Source organism: Pseudomonas sp. FSL W5-0299 (genome assembly GCF_005930655.1).
Taxonomy (GTDB): Bacteria; Pseudomonadota; Gammaproteobacteria; order Pseudomonadales; family Pseudomonadaceae; genus Aquipseudomonas; species Aquipseudomonas mandelii.
This window is the reverse complement of sequence record NZ_RXHX01000003.1, coordinates 224,678-247,475: the sequence shown is the minus strand read 5'-3', so window position 1 is coordinate 247,475 and position 22,798 is coordinate 224,678. Positions and strand designations below refer to the sequence as shown.

The 22,798-nt window shown below is 58.8% G+C and carries 23 protein-coding genes and 1 pseudogene; 15 read left to right on the top strand and 9 right to left on the bottom strand.

Annotation, left to right across the window (positions count from 1 at the left end):
- Positions 1-2: 2 nt before the first annotated feature.
- Positions 3-1,016 carry a threonine ammonia-lyase, biosynthetic gene (gene ilvA, locus FHL16_RS06725; protein WP_077747813.1) on the bottom strand — a complete coding sequence of 338 codons (1,014 nt, stop codon included), beginning with the start codon at positions 1,014-1,016 and terminating at the stop codon, positions 3-5.
- 249 nt (positions 1,017-1,265) lie between these two features.
- Between ilvA and FHL16_RS06720 the strand changes: the two genes are divergently transcribed.
- Positions 1,266-1,601, top strand: a complete 336-nt coding sequence (locus tag FHL16_RS06720) for a DUF2834 domain-containing protein (protein WP_077747812.1) — start codon at positions 1,266-1,268, stop codon at positions 1,599-1,601.
- Between the two features lie 118 nt (positions 1,602-1,719).
- Here the strand turns inward: FHL16_RS06720 and FHL16_RS06715 are convergent.
- The 3 genes and pseudogenes from FHL16_RS06715 to FHL16_RS06705 form a co-directional block, all read right to left on the bottom strand.
- Positions 1,720-2,097, bottom strand: a pseudogene (locus tag FHL16_RS06715) (CorA family divalent cation transporter); the annotation flags it as partial.
- Between the two features lie 37 nt (positions 2,098-2,134).
- Positions 2,135-3,286 carry a PQQ-dependent sugar dehydrogenase gene (locus tag FHL16_RS06710; RefSeq protein ID WP_077747811.1) on the bottom strand — a complete coding sequence of 384 codons (1,152 nt, stop codon included), beginning with the start codon at positions 3,284-3,286 and terminating at the stop codon, positions 2,135-2,137.
- A 51-nt stretch (positions 3,287-3,337) separates the two neighbouring features.
- Complete coding sequence (locus FHL16_RS06705; protein WP_077747810.1) at positions 3,338-3,685, bottom strand: hypothetical protein; 348 nt, start codon at positions 3,683-3,685, stop codon at positions 3,338-3,340.
- A 193-nt stretch (positions 3,686-3,878) separates the two neighbouring features.
- Between FHL16_RS06705 and ku the strand changes: the two genes are divergently transcribed.
- Positions 3,879-4,739, top strand: coding sequence for a non-homologous end joining protein Ku (ku, locus tag FHL16_RS06700; RefSeq protein WP_010460516.1), 861 nt, complete (start codon positions 3,879-3,881; stop codon positions 4,737-4,739).
- Positions 4,740-4,859: 120 nt separating this feature from the next.
- Here ku and lpxO read toward each other — a convergent pair whose 3' ends face one another.
- Positions 4,860-5,759, bottom strand: a complete 900-nt coding sequence (lpxO, locus tag FHL16_RS06695) for a lipid A hydroxylase LpxO (RefSeq protein ID WP_077747809.1) — start codon at positions 5,757-5,759, stop codon at positions 4,860-4,862.
- A gap of 495 nt (positions 5,760-6,254) precedes the next feature.
- Between lpxO and FHL16_RS06690 the strand changes: the two genes are divergently transcribed.
- Positions 6,255-7,844 (top strand): ABC-F family ATPase, encoded by a 1,590-nt coding sequence (locus FHL16_RS06690; protein ID WP_010460520.1) that lies wholly within the window; start codon positions 6,255-6,257, stop codon positions 7,842-7,844.
- Positions 7,845-8,047: 203 nt separating this feature from the next.
- Positions 8,048-9,235 carry an MFS transporter gene (locus tag FHL16_RS06685; RefSeq protein ID WP_077747808.1) on the top strand — a complete coding sequence of 396 codons (1,188 nt, stop codon included), beginning with the start codon at positions 8,048-8,050 and terminating at the stop codon, positions 9,233-9,235.
- Positions 9,236-9,360: 125 nt separating this feature from the next.
- Here the strand turns inward: FHL16_RS06685 and FHL16_RS06680 are convergent, their stop codons facing one another.
- Together FHL16_RS06680 and FHL16_RS06675 are read right to left on the bottom strand one after the other, a co-directional pair.
- Positions 9,361-10,398, bottom strand: coding sequence for an alpha/beta hydrolase family protein (locus FHL16_RS06680; protein ID WP_077747807.1), 1,038 nt, complete (start codon positions 10,396-10,398; stop codon positions 9,361-9,363).
- 169 nt (positions 10,399-10,567) lie between these two features.
- On the bottom strand, positions 10,568-11,179 hold the full coding sequence (locus FHL16_RS06675) for an FMN-dependent NADH-azoreductase (protein WP_077747806.1): 612 nt from the start codon (positions 11,177-11,179) through the stop codon (positions 10,568-10,570).
- A gap of 130 nt (positions 11,180-11,309) precedes the next feature.
- Here FHL16_RS06675 and FHL16_RS06670 point away from each other — a divergent pair, with 130 nt between their 5' ends.
- Both FHL16_RS06670 and FHL16_RS06665 read left to right on the top strand, forming a co-directional pair.
- Positions 11,310-12,218, top strand: a complete 909-nt coding sequence (locus FHL16_RS06670; protein ID WP_010460527.1) for a LysR substrate-binding domain-containing protein — start codon at positions 11,310-11,312, stop codon at positions 12,216-12,218.
- Positions 12,215-12,574 carry an MmcQ/YjbR family DNA-binding protein gene (locus tag FHL16_RS06665; protein ID WP_077747805.1) on the top strand — a complete coding sequence of 120 codons (360 nt, stop codon included), beginning with the start codon at positions 12,215-12,217 and terminating at the stop codon, positions 12,572-12,574. Before FHL16_RS06670 ends, FHL16_RS06665 begins: the two co-directional genes overlap by 4 nt.
- Here the strand turns inward: FHL16_RS06665 and FHL16_RS06660 are convergent.
- Together FHL16_RS06660 and FHL16_RS06655 are read right to left on the bottom strand one after the other, a co-directional pair.
- Complete coding sequence (locus tag FHL16_RS06660) at positions 12,571-13,002, bottom strand: DUF1294 domain-containing protein (protein WP_077747804.1); 432 nt, start codon at positions 13,000-13,002, stop codon at positions 12,571-12,573. The two genes, FHL16_RS06665 and FHL16_RS06660, sit on opposite strands and share 4 nt — an antisense overlap.
- The gene (locus tag FHL16_RS06655) at positions 12,999-13,829 is read right to left on the bottom strand and encodes an undecaprenyl-diphosphate phosphatase (protein ID WP_042932039.1); all 831 of its coding nucleotides are present in this window, start codon (positions 13,827-13,829) and stop codon (positions 12,999-13,001) included. The genes FHL16_RS06660 and FHL16_RS06655 overlap by 4 nt, the downstream gene beginning before the upstream one ends.
- A 289-nt stretch (positions 13,830-14,118) precedes the next feature.
- Between FHL16_RS06655 and FHL16_RS06650 the strand changes: the two genes are divergently transcribed.
- The 9 genes from FHL16_RS06650 (at position 14,119) to FHL16_RS06610 (ending at position 22,762) form a co-directional block, all read left to right on the top strand.
- A complete protein-coding gene (locus FHL16_RS06650) occupies positions 14,119-15,753 on the top strand; it encodes a methyl-accepting chemotaxis protein (RefSeq protein WP_077747803.1) in 1,635 nt (544 codons plus the stop codon).
- A 244-nt stretch (positions 15,754-15,997) separates the two neighbouring features.
- Complete coding sequence (gene pnuC, locus FHL16_RS06645) at positions 15,998-16,561, top strand: nicotinamide riboside transporter PnuC (protein WP_077747801.1); 564 nt, start codon at positions 15,998-16,000, stop codon at positions 16,559-16,561.
- Positions 16,558-17,082, top strand: a complete 525-nt coding sequence (locus FHL16_RS06640; protein WP_010460539.1) for an AAA family ATPase — start codon at positions 16,558-16,560, stop codon at positions 17,080-17,082. The genes pnuC and FHL16_RS06640 overlap by 4 nt, the downstream gene beginning before the upstream one ends.
- 331 nt (positions 17,083-17,413) lie before the next feature.
- Positions 17,414-17,848: a hypothetical protein gene (locus tag FHL16_RS06635; RefSeq protein ID WP_010460541.1), complete on the top strand. Its 435-nt coding sequence runs from the start codon at positions 17,414-17,416 to the stop codon at positions 17,846-17,848.
- 1 nt (position 17,849) lies between these two features.
- Entirely contained in the window at positions 17,850-18,422 is a 573-nt protein-coding gene (locus FHL16_RS06630) for an adhesin (protein ID WP_077747800.1), read from the top strand.
- A gap of 53 nt (positions 18,423-18,475) precedes the next feature.
- Entirely contained in the window at positions 18,476-19,906 is a 1,431-nt protein-coding gene (locus FHL16_RS06625; protein WP_042932036.1) for a hypothetical protein, read from the top strand.
- A 62-nt stretch (positions 19,907-19,968) separates the two neighbouring features.
- Positions 19,969-20,649, top strand: a complete 681-nt coding sequence (locus FHL16_RS06620) for a C39 family peptidase (RefSeq protein WP_077747799.1) — start codon at positions 19,969-19,971, stop codon at positions 20,647-20,649.
- Between the two features lie 33 nt (positions 20,650-20,682).
- The gene (locus FHL16_RS06615; protein WP_010460550.1) at positions 20,683-21,435 is read left to right on the top strand and encodes a hypothetical protein; all 753 of its coding nucleotides are present in this window, start codon (positions 20,683-20,685) and stop codon (positions 21,433-21,435) included.
- 46 nt (positions 21,436-21,481) lie between these two features.
- The gene (locus FHL16_RS06610) at positions 21,482-22,762 is read left to right on the top strand and encodes a hypothetical protein (RefSeq protein WP_010460551.1); all 1,281 of its coding nucleotides are present in this window, start codon (positions 21,482-21,484) and stop codon (positions 22,760-22,762) included.
- Positions 22,763-22,798 lie beyond the last annotated feature (36 nt).

Genomic DNA, 22,798 nt, shown 5'->3' with positions numbered 1-22,798 from the left:
CCTCACGCTGAGGCGTCGCTCAACGCGGCGCGCTCGGCGACATGCCGCAGGCTGTCAAAGTTGATATTGGCGCCCGAGTCGATCGCGATCAGGGTTTGACCACACGCACCGGTTTGAGCGACGTACTTCTTGATGCCGGCCACCGCCAAGGCACCGGAGGGCTCGGTGATCGAGCGGGTATCGTCGTAGATATTCTTGATGGCGGCGCACAGTTCGTCGTTGCTGACGGTCAGCACTTCATCGACGCAAAACCGGCAGACTTCAAATCCATAGGCGCCAATCTGCGCGACGGCCACGCCATCGGCGAACGTGCCCACGGTGGGCAGGACGATCCGCTCGCCAGCTTGTAACGCCGCGTACAGACACGCGGAATGTTCTGATTCGACGCCGATGATGCGGACTTCCGGGCGCAGGTATTTGACATACGCCGCGATGCCGGCGATCAGACCTCCGCCACCCACCGGGACGAAGATCGCATCCAGGGGGCCTTGTTGCTGGCGCAGGATCTCCATGGCTACGGTGCCCTGCCCGGCGATTACGTCCGGGTCATCGAAAGGTGAGACGAAGGTACAACCGGTTTGCTCGGCGAGGCTCAGGGCGTATTCGAGGGCGAACGGAAAGCTCTCGCCGTGCAGCACGGCCTCTGCCCCCCGACTGCGCACCCCGTGCACCTTCAATGCTGGTGTTGTGCAAGGCATGACAATCGTCGCAGCGATCCCCAATTCACGCGCCGCCAACGCTACGCCTTGGGCGTGATTGCCCGCTGAAGCGGTGATCACGCCCCGAGCCTTTTGCTCATCGCTCAGTTGCACCAGTTTGTTGTAAGCGCCACGGATCTTGAAGGAAAAGGTCGGTTGCAAGTCCTCACGCTTGAGCAGGATCTGATTACCCAAGGCCTCGGACAGCGCTGGCGCGGGTTGCAACGGTGTGCGCACGGCCAGTTCATACACCGGCGCGGAGAGGATCTTTTTCACATAGTGCTCAAGCAAGGCCTGCTGGGCGGGGGTGCTGCTCATGGTCGTCTCCTGACATTGATCGGGGCCCAGGAGACAGAAAGTAAAAACCCGCCTCTAGGGCGGGTTGGGTGCTGCAGTCGTGAGCTAGCCCGCCAAATAAGGAATGGCGGTAATAATGCTTGGCTGGCAGCGCAATACGGTGGAAGTCATGGCTGGAAATTAGCCGGGCGTTGCGGGCAAGTCAATGGTCAATTTTCCTTGGTCTCTGTAGGCTGGCGGACATCGCTCATTGTCCCAAGGAAGGAAACCATGAAGTCTGTCGCCCTGCCCCTCATTGCCTTGATCGCCTTTGCCGGCTACACCGTTTCCGTGATGCTTCAGGCGGAGCAGTCGTTGATCGACTTCGGCATCGGTTTGATGTCACGCCCGGATACTGCGCAGGTGGTGATTGATCTTTATCTGTTGGCGACACTTGCAGGCGTCTGGATGTACCAGGATACGCGCAAGCGTGGGCAGTCGGGGTTATCGGTGATTCCGTATCTGCTGATTACGGCGGTTTTCGTGTCCGTCGGGCCGCTGTTGTACCTCGTGGTTCGGGGGCTCAAGAATCGCAGGAATTGCGGTGATGCACGCCAGCGAGTTTGATCCACAGTAGTGTTGTGTTGCGGATAGAGCCTTCGCGGGCAAGCCTCGCTCCTACATTGGAGCGTATCCCCCTGTAGGAGCGAGGCTGCCCGCGAAGACGGCCTGACAGTCGACATCGTCATTTCGCCAACCGCCTGAGCCCAAGCACCATCGCCCCCGCCCCAATCATCATCGCCGCCAGAAACAACGGATACGACACCCACCACGGCGTGTCCCCGGTCATCATGCTGAACTCGGACATGCCGCCAATGCTCGCAATCAGGTTCAGCGGCAAAAACACCACGTTAATTAATGTCAGCTTGCGCAGCAGATTGTTCATGCTGTTGTTCATCAGGTTGCCACGGGCGTCGATCAGCCCGGAAAACACCGTGGAGTAAATTTCCGCCTGCTTATAGCACTGGTTGTTTTCGATGATCAGGTCGTCGATCAGCCCGATGGCCTCGGCGCTGAAGTGTTCCTTGGCGGCATGATTGCGCAACCGCGTCAGCACTGCGCCTCCCTCGCCACCAAACCCCCAGAGAGGTCGAATCGGGTTACTTCAGGCCAACCTTGTACAGCCCGCCGTCGTCCGCATCGGTCAGCACATACAAGTAACCGTCCGGCCCCTGTCGCACATCGCGGATGCGCTTGTTGAGTTCGCCGAGCAAGCGCTCTTCGTGAACCAATTTGTCGCCATCAACCTGCAAGCGGATGAGCTCCTGGCTCACTAGCGCACCGATGAACACGTTGTGCTGCCAGGCCTTGAAGCGATCAGCGTCGTAGAACGCCATGCCACTGAGGCCGGGGGATTTTTCCCAGACATGGTGCGGCGCCACGGCGCCTTCTGCGGTCTTGCCCTCGGCTTCCGGGATTGGTTGTCCGGAATAGTTGATGCCGTGGGTCGCCAGCGGCCAGCCGTAATTCTTGCCGCGTTCGATGATGTTGATTTCATCACCGCCGCGGGGGCCATGCTCGTTTTCCCAGAGCACGCCAGTCCATGGATTGAGCGCTGCGCCTTGCGGATTGCGTTGGCCATAGGACCAGATTTCCGGGCGTACGCCCGACTGCCCGACAAAGGGGTTGTCGTCCGGCACCTTGCCGTCCGGGTAGATTCGCACGACCTTGCCTTGCAGCTTGTCGAGGTCCTGAGCGGTCGGCCGATCGTTGTTTTCGCCCAAGGTGATGAACAGGTAGCCGTCGCGATCAAACACCAATCGTGAGCCGAAGTGGTTGCCGACCGACAGCTTCGGCTCCTGGCGGAAAATCACTTTGAAGTCCTTGAGGGTTTTCAGGTCCTCGGACAACTGGCCTCGCCCGATCGCCGTACCGGCCTTGTCGCCCGCACCACCGCCCTCGGCGTAAGACAGATAAACCGTCCGGTCCTGCTTGAAGTCGGGCGACAGCACCACGTCCAGCAAGCCGCCCTGCCCCTTGGCCCAGACCTTTGGCACCCCATTGATCGGTGCCGAGAGCTTGCCATCGTAATCCACCACTCGCAGGTTGCCGGGCCGTTCGGTGACCAGCATGCCCCTGCGATCGGGCAGGAACGCCAGAGCCCACGGATGTTCCAGGCCCTTCGCAACTTGCCAGACCTCAAGGGTGCCTTGTTCGCTTTTCATCTCCTGGGGCGGTGCCGCAAGAACGGGTGCCGTGGCGGTGATCAGTACGCTGGCGCAGAAGGTGGCCAAGAGGGTTTTACGCAACATGCACGATTCCTTTTGTCGTTCGAATAGCTGGCAAGAACGCTGTCCTGCCGTTCAACGGTTGCTTGTGCCTGCATCTCGAGGGGGCGGATTGGGAATGAATTTGGGTGGGCTGGCGGGAGCGGTATGGTTCTGGGGATAGCGATTGCCGATGCCGCCGTTATCAAGGGTCGGTGGACGGGGCACCGGGACGGTATTTGGCCCGCGAATGACCGGGGCTGCGGGTTGTGTGCCTTGCATGCTATTGGGATTGGCCCGGCGGATCGGGCTGTTGTAGGGGTTGCTGGAATTGCCCGTGGGGCTCTGGGCCAGCAGCATCAACGAAAGTGGCGATGCCTGGGCCAGCTGACTCATCAGGCCACTGAATGCCAGTACGGTGCAGGCGAGCACGAATCTGTTCATGGGAAGCCTCTGGGCGTCAGCGTGGATAGAATCTTCGATAGCACGCTACGCCCGGGGTTCGGATTTGTTAACTAAAACCTCTTTCTTAAGATGTAACACCAGTTGACGGTCCAGCAGGACCGGGCCGCAGCCCGCTGAAACTTTTGCGCCGCGCCGCGGGTCACCTGAACACATCACTCGCGAGTAGACGACCATGGCACGGGCAATCTGGAAAGGCGCAATCAGTTTCGGGCTGGTGCATATCCCTGTGGCGCTGGTGTCGGCGACGTCCTCGCAGGGGGTGGATTTCGACTGGCTCGACAGCCGTAGCATGGAGCCGGTCGGTTACAAACGCGTCAACAAGGTCACCGGCAAGGAAGTCACCAAGGAACACATCGTCAAAGGTGTGCAGTACGAAAAGGGCCGGTACGTGGTCCTCAGTGAGGAAGAAATCAAGTCGGCGCACCCGTTGTCCACGCAGACCATCGACATCTTCTCTTTTGTCGACGCCGAACAGATCCCCCTGCAAAACATCGACACGCCCTACTACCTCGCGCCGGATAAACGTGGCGGCAAGGTCTATGCGCTGTTGCGCGAAACCCTCAGCAAAACCAATAAAGTCGCCCTCGCCCATGTTGTCCTGCATACCCGTCAGCACCTGGCGGCGCTGATGCCCCTGGAATCGGCCATGGTGCTGGTCATGCTGCGTTGGCCCGCTGAAGTACGCAGCCTCGATACGCTAGAGCTGGGGCCTGAGGTGACCAAGCCCGAACTGGCCAAGGGCGAACTCGACATGGCCAAGCGTCTGGTGCAGGACATGAGCGCCGACTGGAAGCCCGAGGATTATCGCGACAGTTTTGAAGACAAGATCATGGCGCTGGTCGAGAAGAAGGCGAACGAAGGCAAGATCGAGGATGTGGAAACGGCGACGGGTGAAGAGGAACGCAAGACGGCTGATGTGATTGATTTGACTGAATTGCTTAAACGTAGTCTGGGTGGCAAGACTGCCGGCAAGGCCAAACCGGCGGCTAAACCTGCAGCGAACAAAAAAGCCACGAAGACGTCTCGTGGCTGATTGTTGTTTTCGCGTTGGATGTCAGGCCCCCTTCGCGAGCAGGCTCACTCCTACAAATGATCGCGGTCAACTGTAGGAGCGAGCCAACTCGCGAAGGGTTTGTAAGCCGGCATACAACATTCAGATCAGCACAAATACCGCCAGCAACCCACCAAAGATCGCCCACTTTTCAAGGTAGTAAAGTTTGCGATTACGCTTCTTCAGCGCCTTGCCCCGCAGCCGAATCGCGTAGATTTTGGCAAACAGCCGGTTGATGCCCCCGGTCTTGTCCCCGGCATCATTCGGCGCGCCCGCCGCCGACATCACGTTACGGCTGAACCAGCCATTGAACGCCGCCGCCCAGCGATACTTCATCGGCCGCTCGACGTCGCAGAACAGAATGATGCGGTTCTGCTGAGTGGTGTTTTCGGCGTAGTGAATGAAGGTCTCGTCGAACATCACCGCTTCACCATCGCGCCAGTGGTAGTTCTCACCATCGACGTTGATGTAGCAACCGGCATCGTTCGGCGTTTCCAGGCCCAGGTGATAACGGTACGAGCCGGCGTAGGGATCGCGGTGGCGGACCAGTTTGGAACCCGGTGGCAACTCGGCGAACATCGCGGCTTTGATCGACCCGATGCTTTGCACCAACTCAGTGGTGCGCGGGCAGAGTTTCGTCGCCGAAGGATGGCTGTCGCCGTACCACTTCAAGTAGAAACGCTTCCAGCCGGTCTTGAAGAACGAGTTGAAACCGACATCGTCGTATTGGTTCGAGCGCTTGATCTCCCCGGCCCTGAGCAGGTTCTGGCCTTCCGCGCGAATTTCTTCCCAGTGCGCCTGCAACGGACTCAGGTCCGGGAAATCGGCCGGGTCGAGATAAGGCTTGTTGGGGATTTTCGAGAACAGATAAAGGAAGCAATTGATCGGCGCGAGAAACGACGAGTGATCGCTCAGTTGGCGGCCCAGCTTGTGGCGCACCCGCCCACGCAGATGGACGTAGGCAATGGATACAACGTAAATAGCGGCAATGATCAGTTTCACAGAAATCGTCACATGTCAGAAGTGAACAAACTGCGTCCCCGGCCAACCTAGCGGCCCAAGGGTCTTGTGCAGCGTCTGAATACGAAACAGCGGTCCCGGTGGCGCGTCCTTGAGCCTCTACCGACGGTCGGCGCCTGTTGAAAAGTGGCATTTTAGTCTCATTTTGTAACCAATAGTTAACCTTCAAATGTGAAAATCTGTCCGCTGGTGCCACCAAAGCGCCCGTGCGGCCTCAACGCCCTATCGTTTAAAGAGCCAGACCAGTACAATCGCCGCCAAACATTACGCGCCCCCCTTGGTTGATGACGGGAATGAACCCCGTCTCAGCGCACTTCGACTCGGGCCAAGCGCTCCAACTGCTGCTGTCCACTTATTGCCAGATGGACCTTCCGCTTCTGACCGGGATGCATTTCCCGTGGTTTGAAAAACGGAAACGGGTACTGAATCGGTACTGCCGCAACCCTAGCTACTCTGAATGCTTCGCAGGAAAAACCTTTGATCTCTACAGCTAACATCACGATGCAGTTCGGCGCCAAGCCGCTATTCGAAAACGTTTCGGTCAAGTTCGGCGCGGGCAACCGCTACGGCCTGATCGGCGCCAACGGTTGCGGCAAGTCGACCTTCATGAAAATCCTCGGCGGCGACCTCGAGCCGTCCGGCGGCCAGGTCATGCTTGAGCCGAACGTGCGTCTGGGTAAATTGCGCCAGGACCAGTTCGCCTACGAAGAATTCACCGTCATCGACACCGTGATCATGGGTCACGAAGAGCTGTGGAAGGTTAAAGCCGAGCGCGACCGCATCTACTCGCTGCCGGAAATGACCGAAGAAGACGGCATGGCCGTGGCCGAGCTGGAAACCGAGTTCGCCGAAATGGACGGCTACACCGCCGAATCCCGTGCCGGTGAATTGCTGTTGGGCCTGGGTATCGGCATCGAGCAGCACTTCGGCCCGATGAGCGAAGTGTCCCCAGGCTGGAAACTGCGCGTATTGCTGGCTCAGGCGCTGTTCTCCGATCCTGAAGTACTGTTGCTCGACGAACCGACCAACCACCTGGACATCAACACCATCCGCTGGCTGGAAAACATTCTGACCCAGCGCTCCAGCCTGATGATCATCATCTCTCACGACCGTCACTTCCTGAACAGCGTGTGCACCCACATGGCTGACCTGGATTACGGCGAGCTGCGCCTGTTCCCGGGCAACTACGACGAGTACATGACCGTGGCGACCCAGTCCCGCGAGCAACTGCTGTCGGACAACGCCAAGAAGAAGGCACAGATTTCCGAGCTGCAATCGTTCGTCAGCCGCTTCTCGGCCAACGCCTCGAAAGCCAAGCAGGCCACTTCCCGCGCCAAGGCGATCGACAAGATCCAGTTGGCCGAAGTCAAGCCTTCGAGCCGTGTGAGCCCGTTCATCCGTTTCGAACAAACCAAGAAACTGCACCGTCAGGCTGTCATTGTCGAGCGCATGGCCAAAGGCTTCGACGGCAAGCCGCTGTTCAAGGACTTCAGCTTCCAGGTTGAAGCGGGCGAACGCGTCGCGATCATCGGCCCGAACGGTATCGGTAAAACCACCCTGCTGCGCACCCTGGTCAACGAACTGACCCCGGATGCCGGCACCGTGAAGTGGACCGACGCCGCAGAACTGGGCTACTACGCCCAGGACCACGCGCACGACTTCGAAGACGACTGCAACCTGTTCGACTGGATGGGCCAGTGGACCCAGGGCGGCGAGCAAATCGTTCGCGGCACCCTCGGCCGCATGTTGTTCTCCAACGACGAGATCCTCAAGTCGGTCAAGGTTATCTCCGGTGGTGAGCAAGGTCGCATGCTGTTCGGCAAGCTGATCCTGCAAAAGCCGAACGTGCTGATCATGGACGAACCGACCAACCACTTGGACATGGAATCGATCGAAGCGCTGAACCTGGCGCTGGAAAACTACCCGGGCACGCTGATCTTCGTCAGCCACGACCGTGAGTTCGTATCGTCGCTGGCCACCCGCATCATCGAGCTAAGCCCAAGCGGCGTGATCGACTTCAGCGGTACTTATGATGACTACCTGCGTAGCCAGGGCGTTGTGTTTTAAGAGCAGCTATTAGTTTCAAGCTGCAAGCGGCAAGTAAAAGCCCTGTCCTGGTGATGGGGCTTTTTGCATTCGGGGCTTTTTGCATTCGAGGCTGAATGGATTTGGGCGCCCTCAACCACAACGAATATAGTTAGCCTGCTTCCTTTTATACCCCACCCAAGCCATGATGCAGTTCTCCCACCGCCGACCGCGAACGAGCCGTCATGTCTGTGCAGCAACTGCCACCGCAAAGCTCCATGGCGATCACCCTGCAGATCGTCTCCATCGTTTTCTATACCTTTATTGCCTTCCTCTGCATCGGCCTGCCGATTGCGGTGTTGCCGGGCTATGTCCATGAGCAGTTGGGTTTCAGCGCGATCGTCGCGGGACTGACCATTGGCTCTCAATACCTGGCCACCCTGCTCAGCCGCCCGATGGCCGGGCGCATGTCAGACACCATTGGCACCAAACGGGCGATTGTCTACGGCCTGTCCGGGATTGTGCTGAGCGGTGTGCTGACGTTGATTTCAACCTTGCTGCAAAGCTTTCCACTGCTGAGCCTGTTGATCCTGATCGCCGGACGCTTGTTGCTCGGCATCGCCCAGGGCTTGATTGGTGTGGGCACGATCAGCTGGTGCATGGGCCAGGTCGGCGCGGAGCACACCGCGCGCTCGATTTCGTGGAACGGCATTGCGTCTTACGGCGCCATTGCGATCGGGGCGCCGCTGGGCGTGGTGATGGTCGCCGAGTACGGCTTCGCCAGCCTGGGGATCGCGTTGTCATTGCTGGCCCTGGCCGCCTTGTTGCTGATCCGCAATAAACCCTCGGTGCCGGTGATTCGTGGCGAACGCCTGCCCTTCTGGGCGGTGTTCGGGCGTATTGCGCCCTTCGGTGCCAGCCTGAGCCTGGCCTCTATCGGTTACGGCACCCTGACGACCTTTATCACCTTGTATTACGTCAGCCGTGGCTGGACCGGCGCGGCCTGGTGCCTGACGGTCTTCGGGATCTGCTTTATTTTGTCGCGCTTGCTGTTTATCTCCGCGATCAGCCGCTTCGGCGGTTTCACCTCGGCGATTGTGTGCATGAGCATTGAAACCGTGGGCCTGGTGCTGTTGTGGCTAGCGCCTTCGACCGCTTATGCGCTGATCGGCGCGGGCCTGGCAGGGTTCGGTCTTTCGCTGGTGTATCCGGCGCTGGGGGTGGAAGCAATCAAGCAAGTGCCCAACTCCAGTCGCGGCGCGGGTTTGAGTGCTTATGCGGTGTTTTTCGACCTGGCACTGGCGATTGCCGGGCCGTTGATGGGCGCGGTGGCGTTGAACCTGGGGTATTCGTGGATTTTCTTCAGTGCGGCGATGTTGTCTGTCACCGGGCTCGGCTTGACCTTGTTACTCAAACGCCGCGCAACAAGCTGACGCCACTGTGGGAGCTAGCCTGCTGGCGATGGCGGTAGAACATTCAATACATCAGTCGCCTGACAGATCGCTATCATCGGAACGCCGCCCGGAGCCAGCTCACTCCCACAGGGGTGGTGGGGAAATTACTGATCCGCAGTCTGCATCCCGGCCCGGGTAGGCTTGCCCAGCGCGTGCGAGAAGAACCGCCCGGCTTCGGACACCATGTTGCGATGGATGTCTTCGCGGTCAACACCATCGGCATCGGTGCACAGCGCCGGCATGGCGGCGATCTGCTCTTCATTGCACGGCGCCATGAACACGAAGTGCCCTGCCCCGGCCAGCAATTTGAAGTCTGGTGCAATCGGCAGCTTGCGCGCCAAGGCGGCGGCGTTTTTGTCGAACGCCACCAGTTTGTCGCCATCACCGCTGTAGAGCAGCACCGGCACATGCACGTCGGCCAAGGTGTGGCGTCCGAATTTCAGACTCAGCGGCGCCATCAGCAGCAAGGCATGGACACGTGGATCCGCCACAGGCTGCAAATCATCCCGGTCGACAATCAGCTCGCCCTGGGTGTTGCAGGCATCGTGGTCGTCCGGGCGTTCCTGGCAGTAGCGGCGCAGACGATCCAGGTCAGGCGTGGCGCCGGAGAGGATCAGCGCCGTTTCGCCGCCCGCCGAGTAACCGATCACGCCGACCTGATCGGCATTGACGAAAGGCGCGAGCATACGGTCGCCCAGGGTCGCGGTAATGGCTTCGGAAATCTGGATGGGCCGGCCGTAAAGGTTACTCAACGTACCGAGGCGGCTGTGGTCTTGGGAGTTGTCACCGGGATGGATCACCGCCACCACCACAAACCCTTTGCGTGCCAGCGAGGTGGCGAGGTCGTGCAGCGCCAGCGGGGTTCCGGTGTTGCCGTGGGACAGCATCAGCATCGGGAAACGGCCCATGGCGACGCGGGTGTCTTCCCCTGCCTCGACCGTGTAACCCTCGATTTTGCTGGTGTGTTCCCGGTCGCTCGAGGGATAGAACGCGATGGCGCGCATCGGCTGCAAGTCCAGAGGATCGAGAAAACTCATCTCATGGAAGCCGACGCTCCAGTGAGGGTGCGGCGCAGGCGCGGCGTGCACTGAATTCAGGCTGCTGAGCAGGCAAATCAGAAACGTTGCACAAAGACGCACCATGGGATGCCCCCACCTTGTTACTGGACCGGAGTCGGTAACCCTCGATTGCATAACCCGGGCCACAACCTGTAATGACCAGAAACAAAAAACTCTGCGTCTGGCACTTGCGTGATCAGAATACAGAGTTTTTTGGGTGGTGCCTGAGCTGTTTGAGCGCTTTACGCAAGCCTTACGCGGCGGCGAACAATTGCTCACTGATTTGCGTGTGGGCATCGCTCATGGCTTTGGTGCGCACTTCGTCACCGTAGGCCAGGCCATGGGCACGAACAAACTCAATGTCGGTGATGCCGATGAAGCCGAACAGCACCTTCAAGTACTCTTCGTGCGCAACGCCAGTCGCCTGACCGGCATGCAGACCGCCGGACGTCGAGACGATCACGACTTTCTTGCCACCGCACAGGCCTTCAGGGCCCGCTTCGGTGTAGCGGAAGGTCTGGCCGGCAACGGCAATGCGGTCGATCCAGGCCTTGAGTTGGGTCGGGATGGTGAAGTTGTACATCGGCGCTGCGATGACAACGGCGTCGGCCGCGAGGAATTCGGCCAGGGTGGTGGCGCTGAGTTCGGCTTCGTGCTGTTGCGCGGCGTTGCGCAGTTCAGCGGTGGTGCCGGCGGCAACCAGGGTGGTGGCGGAGAAATGGCTGATGGCATCGGCGGCCAGATCGCGGTAGGTCACCACCGCGGTTGGCTCGGCGGCTTGCCAGGCTTTGACGACTTCGCTGCTCAGCAGACGGGAAGCCGAGTTGTCACCAAGAATGCTCGAATCGATATGCAGCAGTTTCATAAGGGATCTCCAGGTGAGGATCGCCACCGGGCGATCTGATGGGGAGGATCCTACAGATGAAACCAATAGCTGATTAGTCCGCAACAATGCGATAGTTCGTCCCACTGATAGAACAATCGGATTTCCAATCATGCAAGACCTCAACGACCTTTACTATTTCGCCAAAGTTGTCGAAGCCGGTGGCTTCGCCGCAGCCGGGCGTTTGCTGGGGATTCCCAAATCCCGATTGTCGCGACGCATTGCCGAGCTGGAAGAACGCCTCGGCGCGCGCCTGCTGCAACGTACCACCCGGCAACTCAAGCTGACGGCGGTGGGCGAACGTTACCTGCGGCACTGTCAGGCGATGCTGCTGGAAGCCGAGATGGCCGATGAAGCCGTGGCGAGTATGTCCAGCGAACCTCGCGGACGCTTGCGGGTGTCCTGCCCCGTCGGGCTGGCCCACGAAATGCTGCCGACGGTAATCAGCCGCTTCCTCGAAAAACACCCTCAGGTGCAACTGGAAGTCATGTTGCTCAATCGCCGGGTCGACTTGGTCACCGAAGGCGTCGATGTCGCGCTGCGGGTCCGTGAGTTGGGCGATGAAGATCCGTTGCTGGTGACCCGTCGCTTGCGCCAGGCACAGATGGCGATGGTCGCCAGCCCGGCCTTCCTGCACGGACGTGAGATCAACCACCCCGAAGACCTGAAATCCTTGCCGGTGCTTGGTGCGCTGGAAGCCGACCGTCTGGTGCACATTCGCATGCTCGATCAGCAGGGCAAAAGCTACGATTTGAGCCTGGAAGCGCGATTGGGCATTGACGATTTCATCGTGCGCAAGGCCTGCACGCTCGCCGGCCAGGGGTTCACCATGCTGCCGATGATGTATTGCGAACAGGAGCTGGAAAATGGTTCGCTGGTGCAGTTGCTACCCGATTGGTCATTGCCTGGCGGCTGGCTGCAAGCGGTCTACCCTCATCGGCGCGGGGTGATGCCGGCCGTGCGCGCCTGGATCGACCATTTGATCGAATCATTCAATGCCTGTGGGGACCGATTGATATGAAGGCTGGACGCATGAGCGAAGAGGACGTCGCGCAGTTCTGTCTCGCGCTGCCCGGTGCGCGGGAAGACTACAAGTGGGGAGGCGTTCGGGTGTTTTCGATTGCCGGGAACAAGATGTTCGCCTTGCAGAACCTGCGCGGCGATTCCCTGGCCTTCAAGGTCGACAAGGATCTGTTCCTCGGGCATTGCGACCGCCCGGGGATTCACCCGGCGCCGTACCTGGCGCGGGCCCAGTGGATCATCATGCAAACGCCCTACCCGCTGGGATCCGAGGAACTTCGGGCGTTGTTGCAACGTTCCCATCAACTGGTGGTGAGCAAGCTGCCCAAGCGCACCCAGGTCAGCCTGTTGCTTTAAAGCAGCGCAAACAGGTGAGCGCCGAGGAACAGCTGGTCGATCCAGAACACCTGATGCATCAGCACAATGAGCCAGAACACCAGCTGGAACGAGACCTTGCGAGTCTTGTGCCGAAACACTTGCTGGGCCAGCAAGGCACCCGGCCATCCGCCCGCCAGCTCCACCGCGTGCAACACATTTTCCGGTGTCCGCCAGCTGTCGGCGCGAGCCTTGCGTTTGTCGCTCCAGTACAGGAAGAACGCCAGCACGCTGACGATGCCGTAAGCCGCCAGCGGAATCAGCGACACCCCATGCAGCCACAACGACATTGAACCCGTCAGCGGCAGCGCGCACAGGATCGCCAACACCAGCAATTTCAGCCGAGGGTGCTGGACCCGCTCGCCCCCGGACCTGCGTCCGGGATTGTTGCGCGCGCTGGAGTCATTCATGGGCGTGCGGCGGCCCAATCGACCCAGCCGAATTGCCAGGTGGCCAGGATGAACAGGCCGAACGCAATGCGATACCAGGCGAATGCCGCGTAGCTATGGCTGCCGATGAACACCAGCAAGCCTCTGACGGCAATCATCGCGAAGATGAACGCCGTGACGAAGCCGATCGCAAACACCGGAAGATCAGCCGGTACGAACAGGTCGCGGTATTTGTAGCCCGAATACACCGCCGCACCGACCATGGTTGGCATCGCCAGAAAGAACGAGAACTCGGTGGCCGTCTTGCGCGACAACCCGAACAGCAAGCCGCCGATGATGGTCGAGCCGGAACGCGAGGTCCCGGGAATCATGGCCAGGCACTGGGCGAAACCGACTTTCAAGGCATCTTTCCAGGTGATTTCGTCGACAGTGTGGGCATGCACTTCATGCTGACGCTGCTCCGCCCACAACATCACGATCCCGCCCACGACCAAGGCCGTGGCCACGGTGATCGGGTTGAACAGGTATTCGTGGATGAGATCGGCAAAAATCACCCCCAATACCACCGCAGGCAGGAACGCGATCAACAGGTTGGCGGTAAAACGCCGGGCGTTTGGTTGTGTCGGCAAACCGACGACCACGTCGAAGATCTTTCGGCGAAATTCCCACACCACCGCCAGGATCGCCCCGAGCTGGATAATGATGTTGAAAGCCATCGCGCGTTCGCCACCGAAGTTGAGCAAGTCCGCGACTATGATTTGGTGACCGGTACTGGAAATGGGCAAAAATTCCGTCAGCCCTTCTACAACCCCTAAAATCAATGCCTGCAAGGCGGTCCAAAGTTCCATCAATCCCCCAAAGGCGATGCGCCAAGGCATGCCCCATTAGTTTTTTAAGCGTTCACCGCGCCAAGCGTAGCTGAAGTCCCGCGCGCAAAGGATCCAGACGGAGCCGTAAAAACTCCGTGAAAAATCAACTTGGATTCAGGTTTTTCCGCGCGGGGCCGAAATCCTATCAGACAAGCCCCGATAACGCTGCCGCGTAATGAGACTTGGGTCGTATAGGCCCGACCGGCAAAGCGTGGTTGGATGCTGGCAATCGTTTATTACAAGAAAAAGAAATCGGAGTGACAGCGTTATGAACAGCTTGCGCAGTGTGTCGATCAGCCGACGCTTGTGGCTCATCTTGATTGTGTCGGTATTGATGTTGTTGACGTTGGGCGTGTTGATGCTCAAGCAGATCCATACCGATCTATACCAGGCAAAAGCCCAGAAAACCCAGCACGTAGTGCAGACCGCCAGCGGCATTCTGACTTACTACCACGGCCTGGAAACCGCCGGCACACTCACCCGCGATGCCGCGCAGAAGCAGGCACTGACCGCCGTGCGCGGGCTGCGTTATGACCAGAACGACTATTTCTGGATCAACGACCTGACGCCGGTGATGGTGATGCACCCGGCCAACCCCAAACTCGATGGACAAAACCTCTCGGCGATCCGCGACCCGGACGGTTTTGCGCTGTTCAACGAAATGGTGGCCGTCGCCAAAACCAAAGGCGCCGGTACGGTCAACTACCGCTGGCCTAAGCCGGGCGCCAGCGACCCGGTCGGGAAAACCTCCTACGTCAAATTGTTCGAGCCTTGGGGCTGGGTGATCGGTTCGGGCGTGTACATCGATGACATGCAGGCCGAGTTCTACGGCCAGGTCTGGAAGGCTTCGTTCGTCGGCCTGGTGATTGCGCTGATCATGGCGTTGCTGGTGATCATGATCGCTCGCAGTATCGTGCGACCGCTTCAGGACACGGTGAACGCCATGGCCAACATCGCCAGCGGCGAAAGCGATCTGACCCGCAGCCTCGACACCCATGGCCAGGATGAAGTCACGCAACTGGCCCGGCACTTCAATGCCTTCACTGCCAAACTGCGAGGGGTGATCAGCGAGCTGCAAGTGTCCGCGAGCGCCCTGGGCCAGTCGTCCAGCGAACTGGGCAATGACGCCGCCCAGGCCCAGCAACGCAGTCAGCAACAGTCCCAGCAGATGGAGCTGGTGGCGACCGCGATCAACGAAGTGACTTACGGTGTGCAGGACGTGGCCAAGAATGCCGAGCATGCGGCCAGCGAAATGCGCGATGCCGAATCCCAGGCGCAGCAGGGGCAGATCAATATTGATGGCAGCTTGCAGCAGATCGACAAACTGTCCGGCACCATCGATCAAGCCGTGGAAGTGATTCGCACACTGGCCGCTGAAAGCACCCAGATTGGCAGTGTCCTGGAGGTGATCCGCTCCATCGCCGAGCAAACCAACCTGCTGGCACTCAACGCCGCCATCGAGGCTGCCCGCGCCGGTGAACAAGGCCGTGGCTTTGCGGTGGTGGCCGATGAAGTGCGCCTGTTGGCCCAGCGTACCCAGAAGTCCACGGCGGAGATCCAGTCGATGATCGAGCGCCTGCAGACTCACTCCGAAGCGGCGGTGAAAGTGATCGGCGACAGCAGTCGAGCCTCGCAACTGACCATCGAACAGGCCGGTCTGGCCGGCGCCAGCCTCAATGCCATCGGTCAGGCGCTGCGCAACCTCAACGGGCTGAACGCATCAATCGCCAGTGCAACCCTGCAGCAAGCCCATGTGGTGGAAGACATCAATCAGAACGTCACCCAGGCGGCAGGCTTGTCCCACAGCACTGCGCTGGCGGCCGAGCAATCGAGTGTGGCCAGCGTTCGGCTCAAGGACTTGAGCGAGCAGGTGAACAGCCTGCTCAAACAGTTCCGCGTGTAAAAGCAGACACAGAACCCTGTGGCGAGGGAGCTTGCTCCCGCTGGGCCGCGAAGCGGCCCTGAAATAGGCAATCCCGTTTTTTCAGGTAAACCGGGATAGCGCCTTTGCGACTGCTTCGCAGCCGAGCGGGAGCAAGCTCCCTCGCCACAAGTGTGCGTCAGACGCCAGTTTCGGGTTGCTACCGCATTGGCCTTCTCTCTGGGTACAATCCGCCCCCCTCTTTCGTTTTCACCAAGGAACCTCCATGTCCGGGCTTGAACTGTTTGCCGCCACCCTCGGCGTGATCGCCGTCTGGTTGACGGTCAAACAGAACCCCTGGTGCTGGCCGATCGGCCTGGTCATGGTGCTGCTTTATAGCTGGATTTTTTTTGAAGTGAAGCTGTATTCGGACATGCTCCTGCAAGTGATCTACGCCGCGCTGCAGCTCTACGGCTGGTGGCAATGGACCCGCGCGGGCGAAGCCAATAGCGGCCGGCAGGTCAGTCGGCTTGAGAGCAAATCGATCGCTGCGGGCCTTGCGGCCGGTGCCATCGGCAGTCTGCTGCTGGGCGCCGCCATGGCGCACTGGACAGATGCCGCGCAGCCCTGGCTTGATGCTGCGCTGACCGGTTTCAGCCTTGTGGCGCAGTTATGGATGGCGCAAAAACGCGTGCAATGCTGGCCGTTGTGGATCGCCGTCGATGTGATTTTCGTCGGGCTGTTCATTTATAAGGACATGTACTTGACCGCCGCCCTCTATGCACTGTTCCTGCTGCTGGCCGTTCAAGGTTGGCGTGAATGGCGCGCCGACTCGGCTCTGCGCGCATGAAAGTGCTGGTGCTCGCGGGCCCTGAATCCAGCGGTAAAAGCTGGCTTTCGGGCGAGATTCACGCCAATTTTGGCGGCATATTAGTCAATGAGTACGTTCGACACTTTATCGACAGCGAAGCCCGTGAAACCCGCTACGATGACATTACATCGATAGCTCATGGCCAGCTTTCGTGGGAGGACGAAGCACGCGCCAGGCAACCGTCACTGCTGATCCTCGATACGCACCTCTTAAGCAATATCCTTTGGAGTCGCACGTTGTTTAGCGATTGCCCGGCATGGATCGAGCAAGCCTTGCTGGCCCGGCACTACGACCTGCATTTGCTGCTGAGCCCTGAAACCGTGGCCTGGCATGACGACGGGCAGCGTTGCCAGCCGCAACTGGCAGAACGCCAGGCGTTTTTTCAGGCCAGCCGTGCATGGCTTGACCTGCACCGCCAACCTTGTCAGGTGCTGCAAGGTGACTGGCAACAGCGCAAGGACGCCGCATTCGAGGCTGTGACACGTTTGCTCAAGGCCTGACCGGAGTGCCCCGCCCCGCTGCAACTGTCCATTCCTGAAACACCCAATCCCACGCAAACCCGCGAACTAAAGCGGCCCGAGCGTTCCTGCAAGAAAATGTTAAGCCTCTGATACAACCTGCGTTCAACGCCCCCAGCGTGCACCGCCGCCCGCATGGATGTCGTTTTTGCGTAGCTCTGTCTCAGTGGCGTTACACAATTTTTTTGACCACCCCGACAATTTAATCCAACCACTTGTTTTTAAACGAATAACCGAAAGCGGCACACCTTCTGCTCTCTACCTCGCAACGCTGATAAGGGCCAGCGTTCCATTTACAGAAGGAATTGCCGCCGTGGGGAAATTTGATAGAAGCATCTTTAGCCTGCTGATCGGATGCGCACTGGGCTCAACAGTCTGCCTGCCCGTGCAGGCTGACAACGGCATCATAACTATCAAACGTGATGTGCAGACCCGCAACGCAACCATCCCGCCGCTCATCCCCGACCCTAACCCCACGACCGTCAATGCCAACCCGTCCAGACAAATTCTCCAGCAAACGAACGAGTTGAGCGACGGCGATTTTGCCAACGTTGCCAGTGGTGCAGGCATCAACCGCCTGGTCACTCAAAACACTAACAACCTGGGCGGCAACATCAGCAACCAAACCCAACTGTCTAACCTCCCTGCCGGACGTTCGGGAAATTCAGGCAATGGCATTGCCAACATGGTCAATTCCAACATCCAGCAAGGCCTGGGTGCTCTGAAAATCATAACGGGAGACCGTTAAGATGAATCGTTCGCTGCTGATGATCGCCATGTTTTGCAGTGCATCGACCTTTGCCCAACCTCCCGTCATCAACAACGCCGACATCGACGGCTCGGGTATGCAGTACCAAGGCAACCTCACGGTCAACCAGGCGGCGGGCGATCTTCAGCAACAGGCCAACGCCAGGGCCATCGCTATTGGTACCAATGCCAGTGCGACCACGCAGATTCGCCAGCGTTTGCGCACCGTTGTCGACCCCAGAATTGATGCCCAGTCCAACATCCAGGGTGACTCCTTCAGTCACGGCAACGGCGTACTGGGTGTCAACCAGAGCGCGGGCGCCAGTAACCAGCAAGCCAACGCACTGCGGATAAGCATTAGTAAACAGCCGCAAAGCATCGACGACAGCGTCCTCATGCAACAGAACGTGGCGCTGCTCAACAACTCCGATCCAACTGACTCTGCACCAGGCCATCGCCTGGTCACTACCAGTGACCAGGCATTCACCGGTAGCCGTGGGGTGATCCAGTTGAATCAGAGCGCCGGGGTGGGAAACCGAATGGCCAATACCCTGAGCGTAAGGGTCGTGGATTGACCCGAAAAGGTAAGAAACAACACTTAACCTAAAATAAAGTACGGAGAATCACCATGAAACCTTCGATGGCACTAAAGCCTCTGGTTTTCGCAATTGCTGCGGTCATGGCTGTTGCTGTACAAGCTGGGCAAAATGATCGGCGTGGCAACCATCATGGTCATCACAACGGTGGCCAACAACAAACCCCTCCTGCAAGAATGGTCCCAATCAATGCGACTGCCAATGCGACGGACCGGCAGAACAGTACCGGCAATAGCATCTGGAATGAAGGGACAGAAAACTCGGCCGAGATGAGCAGTTCGGCCGCAGGCGCGAGCGGCAACGTCGGCGTCAACGTGGCGGCAGGTAACGGCAACCAGCAAGACAACGCCGCCGCCATCGCCAACGCAGCCTCCGACAACGCCGCGATCGATAACAGCTTTGTGTTCGGCACGGCCACTGCCACCGCTGACGTGAGGCAAGTCAGCAACAATAACCGCGTCGACAACTTTGGCTCCACCAACTCTGCCGTGATGAGCGGATCCGGCGGCGGTAGCAGCGGCAACATGGGTATCAACATTGCTGGCGGCGATTTGAACCAGCAGAAAAATACCATGGCAATTGCCAACGCCAATGCTCCACTGGGTAATGCAACCGCCACCGCGTCCGCCGTTCAAAACGGTCCCGGCCTGATCGTGAACAACAACGCTGATCGGACCTACCGCGTTGATACGATCACCGTTACCAATACGGCGAGCGGCAGTTTCTCCAAAGATAAGTCGTTTGAGGCAAGCGGCAGTCAAAGCGCTTCTTCCAGCTGGAACAAAGCCGGTTCCAAAAGCTATGACGCCAGCGGGTCAAAAAGCGTTGATATAAGCGGTTCTCACAGCAGTAATGCCAGCGGTTCCAACAGCAGCAATGCCAGCGGTTCCAACAGCAGTAGTGCAAGCGGTTCTTCGAGCGCTTCTTTGAGTGCTTCCTTGAACGCTACGCTGGACGCTACTTCGGCGGCTTCCAACTCCACTACCGTCAATTTTGGCTTCGGCGACCGCACCCGCAGCTCGTCTTCCGACGCATCGCTTAACGCATCGCTCGACGCGACGCTTGATGCATCGATAGACAAATCGTATGACAGATCGCACGACTCTTCGTACGACAGATCGCGCGACTCCTCGTACGACAGATCGCGCGATTCGTCGTTCGAAAAATCGTATGACAAGTCGTACTCGAAGTCGTCTGACTCCTCGTACGAAAAATCGGGCAGTCAATCGTCCGAGTCTGAGTATGCAAAAGCGAAAAGCTACAGTGAAAGCAGCTCTTATGATTTGAGCAACACCTACTCTTATCAAGTGCTGACTCCAACTGGCTGGGCCAACCCTGTGACCAACACTGCAACCCTGAGCGGTTCGGTGAATGGCGGCAGTGGCAACCTGGGCGTCAACGTGGCGGCTGGTGTGGGCAACCAACAAAGCAACTCGTTGGCCATTTCCAACCAATCGTTCTAAATGCTGTCTCTGGAGGCCCCCTTACGGGGGCCTTTTTCAACATCACCAGAGGGCGTCCAATCATGCGTATTCTCGCCTTGGCATTTTTGCTTTGCGTGGCCACTGTGATCGAGGCCGCACAAATGCCGCTCTCCATCCTGCCGGGCGGCGCGTTGGTGTACAAGCCGATCCAGAGCGTTCGCGAGCGCAAATTTGCCGACCTGGTACAACAGAAAACCGACTTCAGTTGCGGCGCTGCGGCGCTGGCGACCATCTTGCGCCAAGCCTATTGGCTGGACGTGAATGAAGAACAGATCATCGAAGGCATGCTGGCACACTCCGATCAAGATCTTGTCCGTGTCCAGGGATTCTCCATGCTCGACATGAAGCGTTACGTGGAAAGCATCGGCATGCGAGCCCGTGGCTATCGGGTAGCACCGGAAACGTTGAGTGATATCAGAATCCCGGTAGTGGTCCTCATGGATATCCGTGGCTACAAACACTTTGTGGTCATGCAAAGAGTCCATCAGGGCTGGGTCTACATCGGAGATCCGGTGCTCGGTCATAAACGCTACAAAGTCGACGACTTCATCAAAGGCTGGAACGGCATCATCTTTGCCGTCATCGGCCAGGGTTACGACAAAACCAATGCGTTGCTCGACCCGCCCATGCCGCTGACCGCCAGGAACCGCGTCAACGCCTTTAGCCCGGTGCAGGACGCAGAGTTGATGGATTTTGGATTTATCCAAAGCGACTTCTTCTAATAACAAGGGAGCACGACGCTCCGGGAGCATCCCATGAAGACTCCAATCTGGCTGGCCGTGGTCTGCCTGGCCGCCAGCCTGCCGACCCAGGCACAGACGTTCAAACCCATTGAACTGAAGGATCAGGAGTTGGCAACCCTGCGTGGCCGTTATGTCATGCCAGGACGGATTATCAGTTTCGGCATTTCGATGACCAGCACTTGGCAAAATGCCAATGGTGAAGTGATCGGGGCAACGTCCACGATGCAAATTCAACAATCGACCATCAAGCCACAGTTTTATGTGTCGATGATCGACGAAAAAGGGAATGGATCGACCCGTTCGCAAGGCGCCAGCACGGGCACCGGCACCGTCACTGGCGGCAACGGCCTCAATACCACCGAAGGCGTGACTCAAGTCGTACGGGCTGCCGGCGACAACAATACGGCCTACAACAACGTTGATATCAACGTCACCAAGGCAAACCAAGCGCCAGCAACGCAACAGCAGGGCCAGGCACTGGCCGCAGGCACGACATTGGTCGGCGCCAATGGCGCGGGCTCAATGAGCGTTTCCTCGAACGGTACGGGTGTGCAATTCAACATCGTGGCCAACAACAACCAGGGCAATACCGTACAACGCCTGGCCCAGGGTGGCCTGATGCAGAACACGACATTGCTCGGCAGTAGCAACCAGGTCCGCAACCTCACATCCTTCAATGTCGTGCTGCGTGACAACGTGCCGTCAGCCGGATCGGTGAGCGGCAATCTGGACCAGCTCAAAGGTCTTCGCACTCTCGGATTCTGATCTACGCTCAGTCTCATCAGATGTAGTCAGAAGGGACGGCTAACCCATGCAACGATCTTCAACGTTCAGAGCTTTGGTATGTTTGAGTAGCCTGGCCCCGGCCACAATGCTATACGCAGCACCGGACCCCCAGGTCGAAATCCTAAAACAAGAACTCATGGAGTTGAAACAGCGTTACGAAGCACAACAGAACGCGTTGATGGTACTTGAGCAACGCGTTCGCCAAGTCGAAGAAACACCGCAGCCACCAGTTCCCAAGCGCCTGACCAAATCCCCCGCCGAACCCTCCCGGGGTAACCAGGCGGTCGCCGCTGGTGCGCCGGGCACCACCGGCAGCTCCTATGGCCAATCGCTCAAGGACGATTCGGAACCTGCGCAAAGCGTTTCCAACCTGTATGACGAAGCCAGCGGCTTCTTCGGTGGCGGCAAGTTCAGCGTCGAAACCGGCCTGACCTACACGCACTACGATACCCGCGCCTTGACGCTTAACGGCTTCCTGGCACTGGACTCGATTTTCCTCGGCAACATCAACCTCGACCGCATCAAGGCCGACAACTGGACCCTGGACCTGACTGCCCGCTACAACGTGGCACAACGTTGGCAGTTCGACATTAACGTCCCCGTGGTTTACCGCGAATCAACGTACTCCTCCGGCGGCGCTGGTGGCGCTGGTCCGGTGACGTCTGACGCCACCGTGACTCGCGACCCGACCATCGGCGATGTGAACGTTGGCGTAGCCTACAAGTTTCTGGATGAGTCGGTCAGCCTGCCCGATGCGGTCGCTACACTGCGCGTCAAGGCGCCGACCGGCAAGGACCCCTACGGCATCAAGCTGGTCAGCGACCCTACCAACGATAACCTCTCGGTCCCCGAGGATTTGCCGACCGGCAATGGTGTCTGGGCGATCACCCCGGGTATCTCGCTGGTCAAGACCTTCGACCCTGCCGTGCTGTTCGGCAGCCTGTCCTACACCTACAACGTTCAGGACTCTTTCAGCGACATCAGCCCTCAGGTCGGCTCCAAGGTGAAAGGGGACGTGAAGCTGGGCGATTCCTGGCAGATCGGCGCCGGCATTGCCTTCGCCTTGAACGAGAAGATGAGTATGTCGTTCTCGTTCACCGATCAGTTCGCCCGCAAGAGCAAGATCAGGCCGGACGGTGGTGATTGGCAGTCGATTTCCAACAGCGACTACAACTCGGCCAACTTCAACATCGGCATGACCCTGGCCGCCTCCGATAACCTGACGATCGTACCCAACCTGGCCATCGGCCTGACCGACGACTCGCCAGACTTTTCCTTCAGCCTGAAATTCCCGTACTACTTCTGATCCACCACAACAAAGCCCCGCTGCGACTTCAATCCC

Excerpts from the sequence above, each read along its gene's own strand:
- ilvA (WP_077747813.1), bottom strand. The coding sequence starts at position 1,016 with ATGAGCAGCACCCCCGCCCAGCAGGCCTTGCTTGAGCACTATGTGAAA.
- FHL16_RS06720 (WP_077747812.1), top strand. The coding sequence starts at position 1,266 with ATGAAGTCTGTCGCCCTGCCCCTCATTGCCTTGATCGCCTTTGCCGGC.
- FHL16_RS06710 (WP_077747811.1), bottom strand. The coding sequence starts at position 3,286 with ATGTTGCGTAAAACCCTCTTGGCCACCTTCTGCGCCAGCGTACTGATC.
- FHL16_RS06705 (WP_077747810.1), bottom strand. The coding sequence starts at position 3,685 with ATGAACAGATTCGTGCTCGCCTGCACCGTACTGGCATTCAGTGGCCTG.
- ku (WP_010460516.1), top strand. The coding sequence starts at position 3,879 with ATGGCACGGGCAATCTGGAAAGGCGCAATCAGTTTCGGGCTGGTGCAT.
- FHL16_RS06685 (WP_077747808.1), top strand. The coding sequence starts at position 8,048 with ATGTCTGTGCAGCAACTGCCACCGCAAAGCTCCATGGCGATCACCCTG.
- FHL16_RS06680 (WP_077747807.1), bottom strand. The coding sequence starts at position 10,398 with ATGGTGCGTCTTTGTGCAACGTTTCTGATTTGCCTGCTCAGCAGCCTG.
- FHL16_RS06675 (WP_077747806.1), bottom strand. The coding sequence starts at position 11,179 with ATGAAACTGCTGCATATCGATTCGAGCATTCTTGGTGACAACTCGGCT.
- FHL16_RS06670 (WP_010460527.1), top strand. The coding sequence starts at position 11,310 with ATGCAAGACCTCAACGACCTTTACTATTTCGCCAAAGTTGTCGAAGCC.
- FHL16_RS06665 (WP_077747805.1), top strand. The coding sequence starts at position 12,215 with ATGAAGGCTGGACGCATGAGCGAAGAGGACGTCGCGCAGTTCTGTCTC.
- FHL16_RS06660 (WP_077747804.1), bottom strand. The coding sequence starts at position 13,002 with ATGAATGACTCCAGCGCGCGCAACAATCCCGGACGCAGGTCCGGGGGC.
- FHL16_RS06655 (WP_042932039.1), bottom strand. The coding sequence starts at position 13,829 with ATGGAACTTTGGACCGCCTTGCAGGCATTGATTTTAGGGGTTGTAGAA.
- FHL16_RS06650 (WP_077747803.1), top strand. The coding sequence starts at position 14,119 with ATGAACAGCTTGCGCAGTGTGTCGATCAGCCGACGCTTGTGGCTCATC.
- pnuC (WP_077747801.1), top strand. The coding sequence starts at position 15,998 with ATGTCCGGGCTTGAACTGTTTGCCGCCACCCTCGGCGTGATCGCCGTC.
- FHL16_RS06640 (WP_010460539.1), top strand. The coding sequence starts at position 16,558 with ATGAAAGTGCTGGTGCTCGCGGGCCCTGAATCCAGCGGTAAAAGCTGG.
- FHL16_RS06630 (WP_077747800.1), top strand. The coding sequence starts at position 17,850 with ATGAATCGTTCGCTGCTGATGATCGCCATGTTTTGCAGTGCATCGACC.
- FHL16_RS06625 (WP_042932036.1), top strand. The coding sequence starts at position 18,476 with ATGAAACCTTCGATGGCACTAAAGCCTCTGGTTTTCGCAATTGCTGCG.
- FHL16_RS06620 (WP_077747799.1), top strand. The coding sequence starts at position 19,969 with ATGCGTATTCTCGCCTTGGCATTTTTGCTTTGCGTGGCCACTGTGATC.
- FHL16_RS06615 (WP_010460550.1), top strand. The coding sequence starts at position 20,683 with ATGAAGACTCCAATCTGGCTGGCCGTGGTCTGCCTGGCCGCCAGCCTG.
- FHL16_RS06610 (WP_010460551.1), top strand. The coding sequence starts at position 21,482 with ATGCAACGATCTTCAACGTTCAGAGCTTTGGTATGTTTGAGTAGCCTG.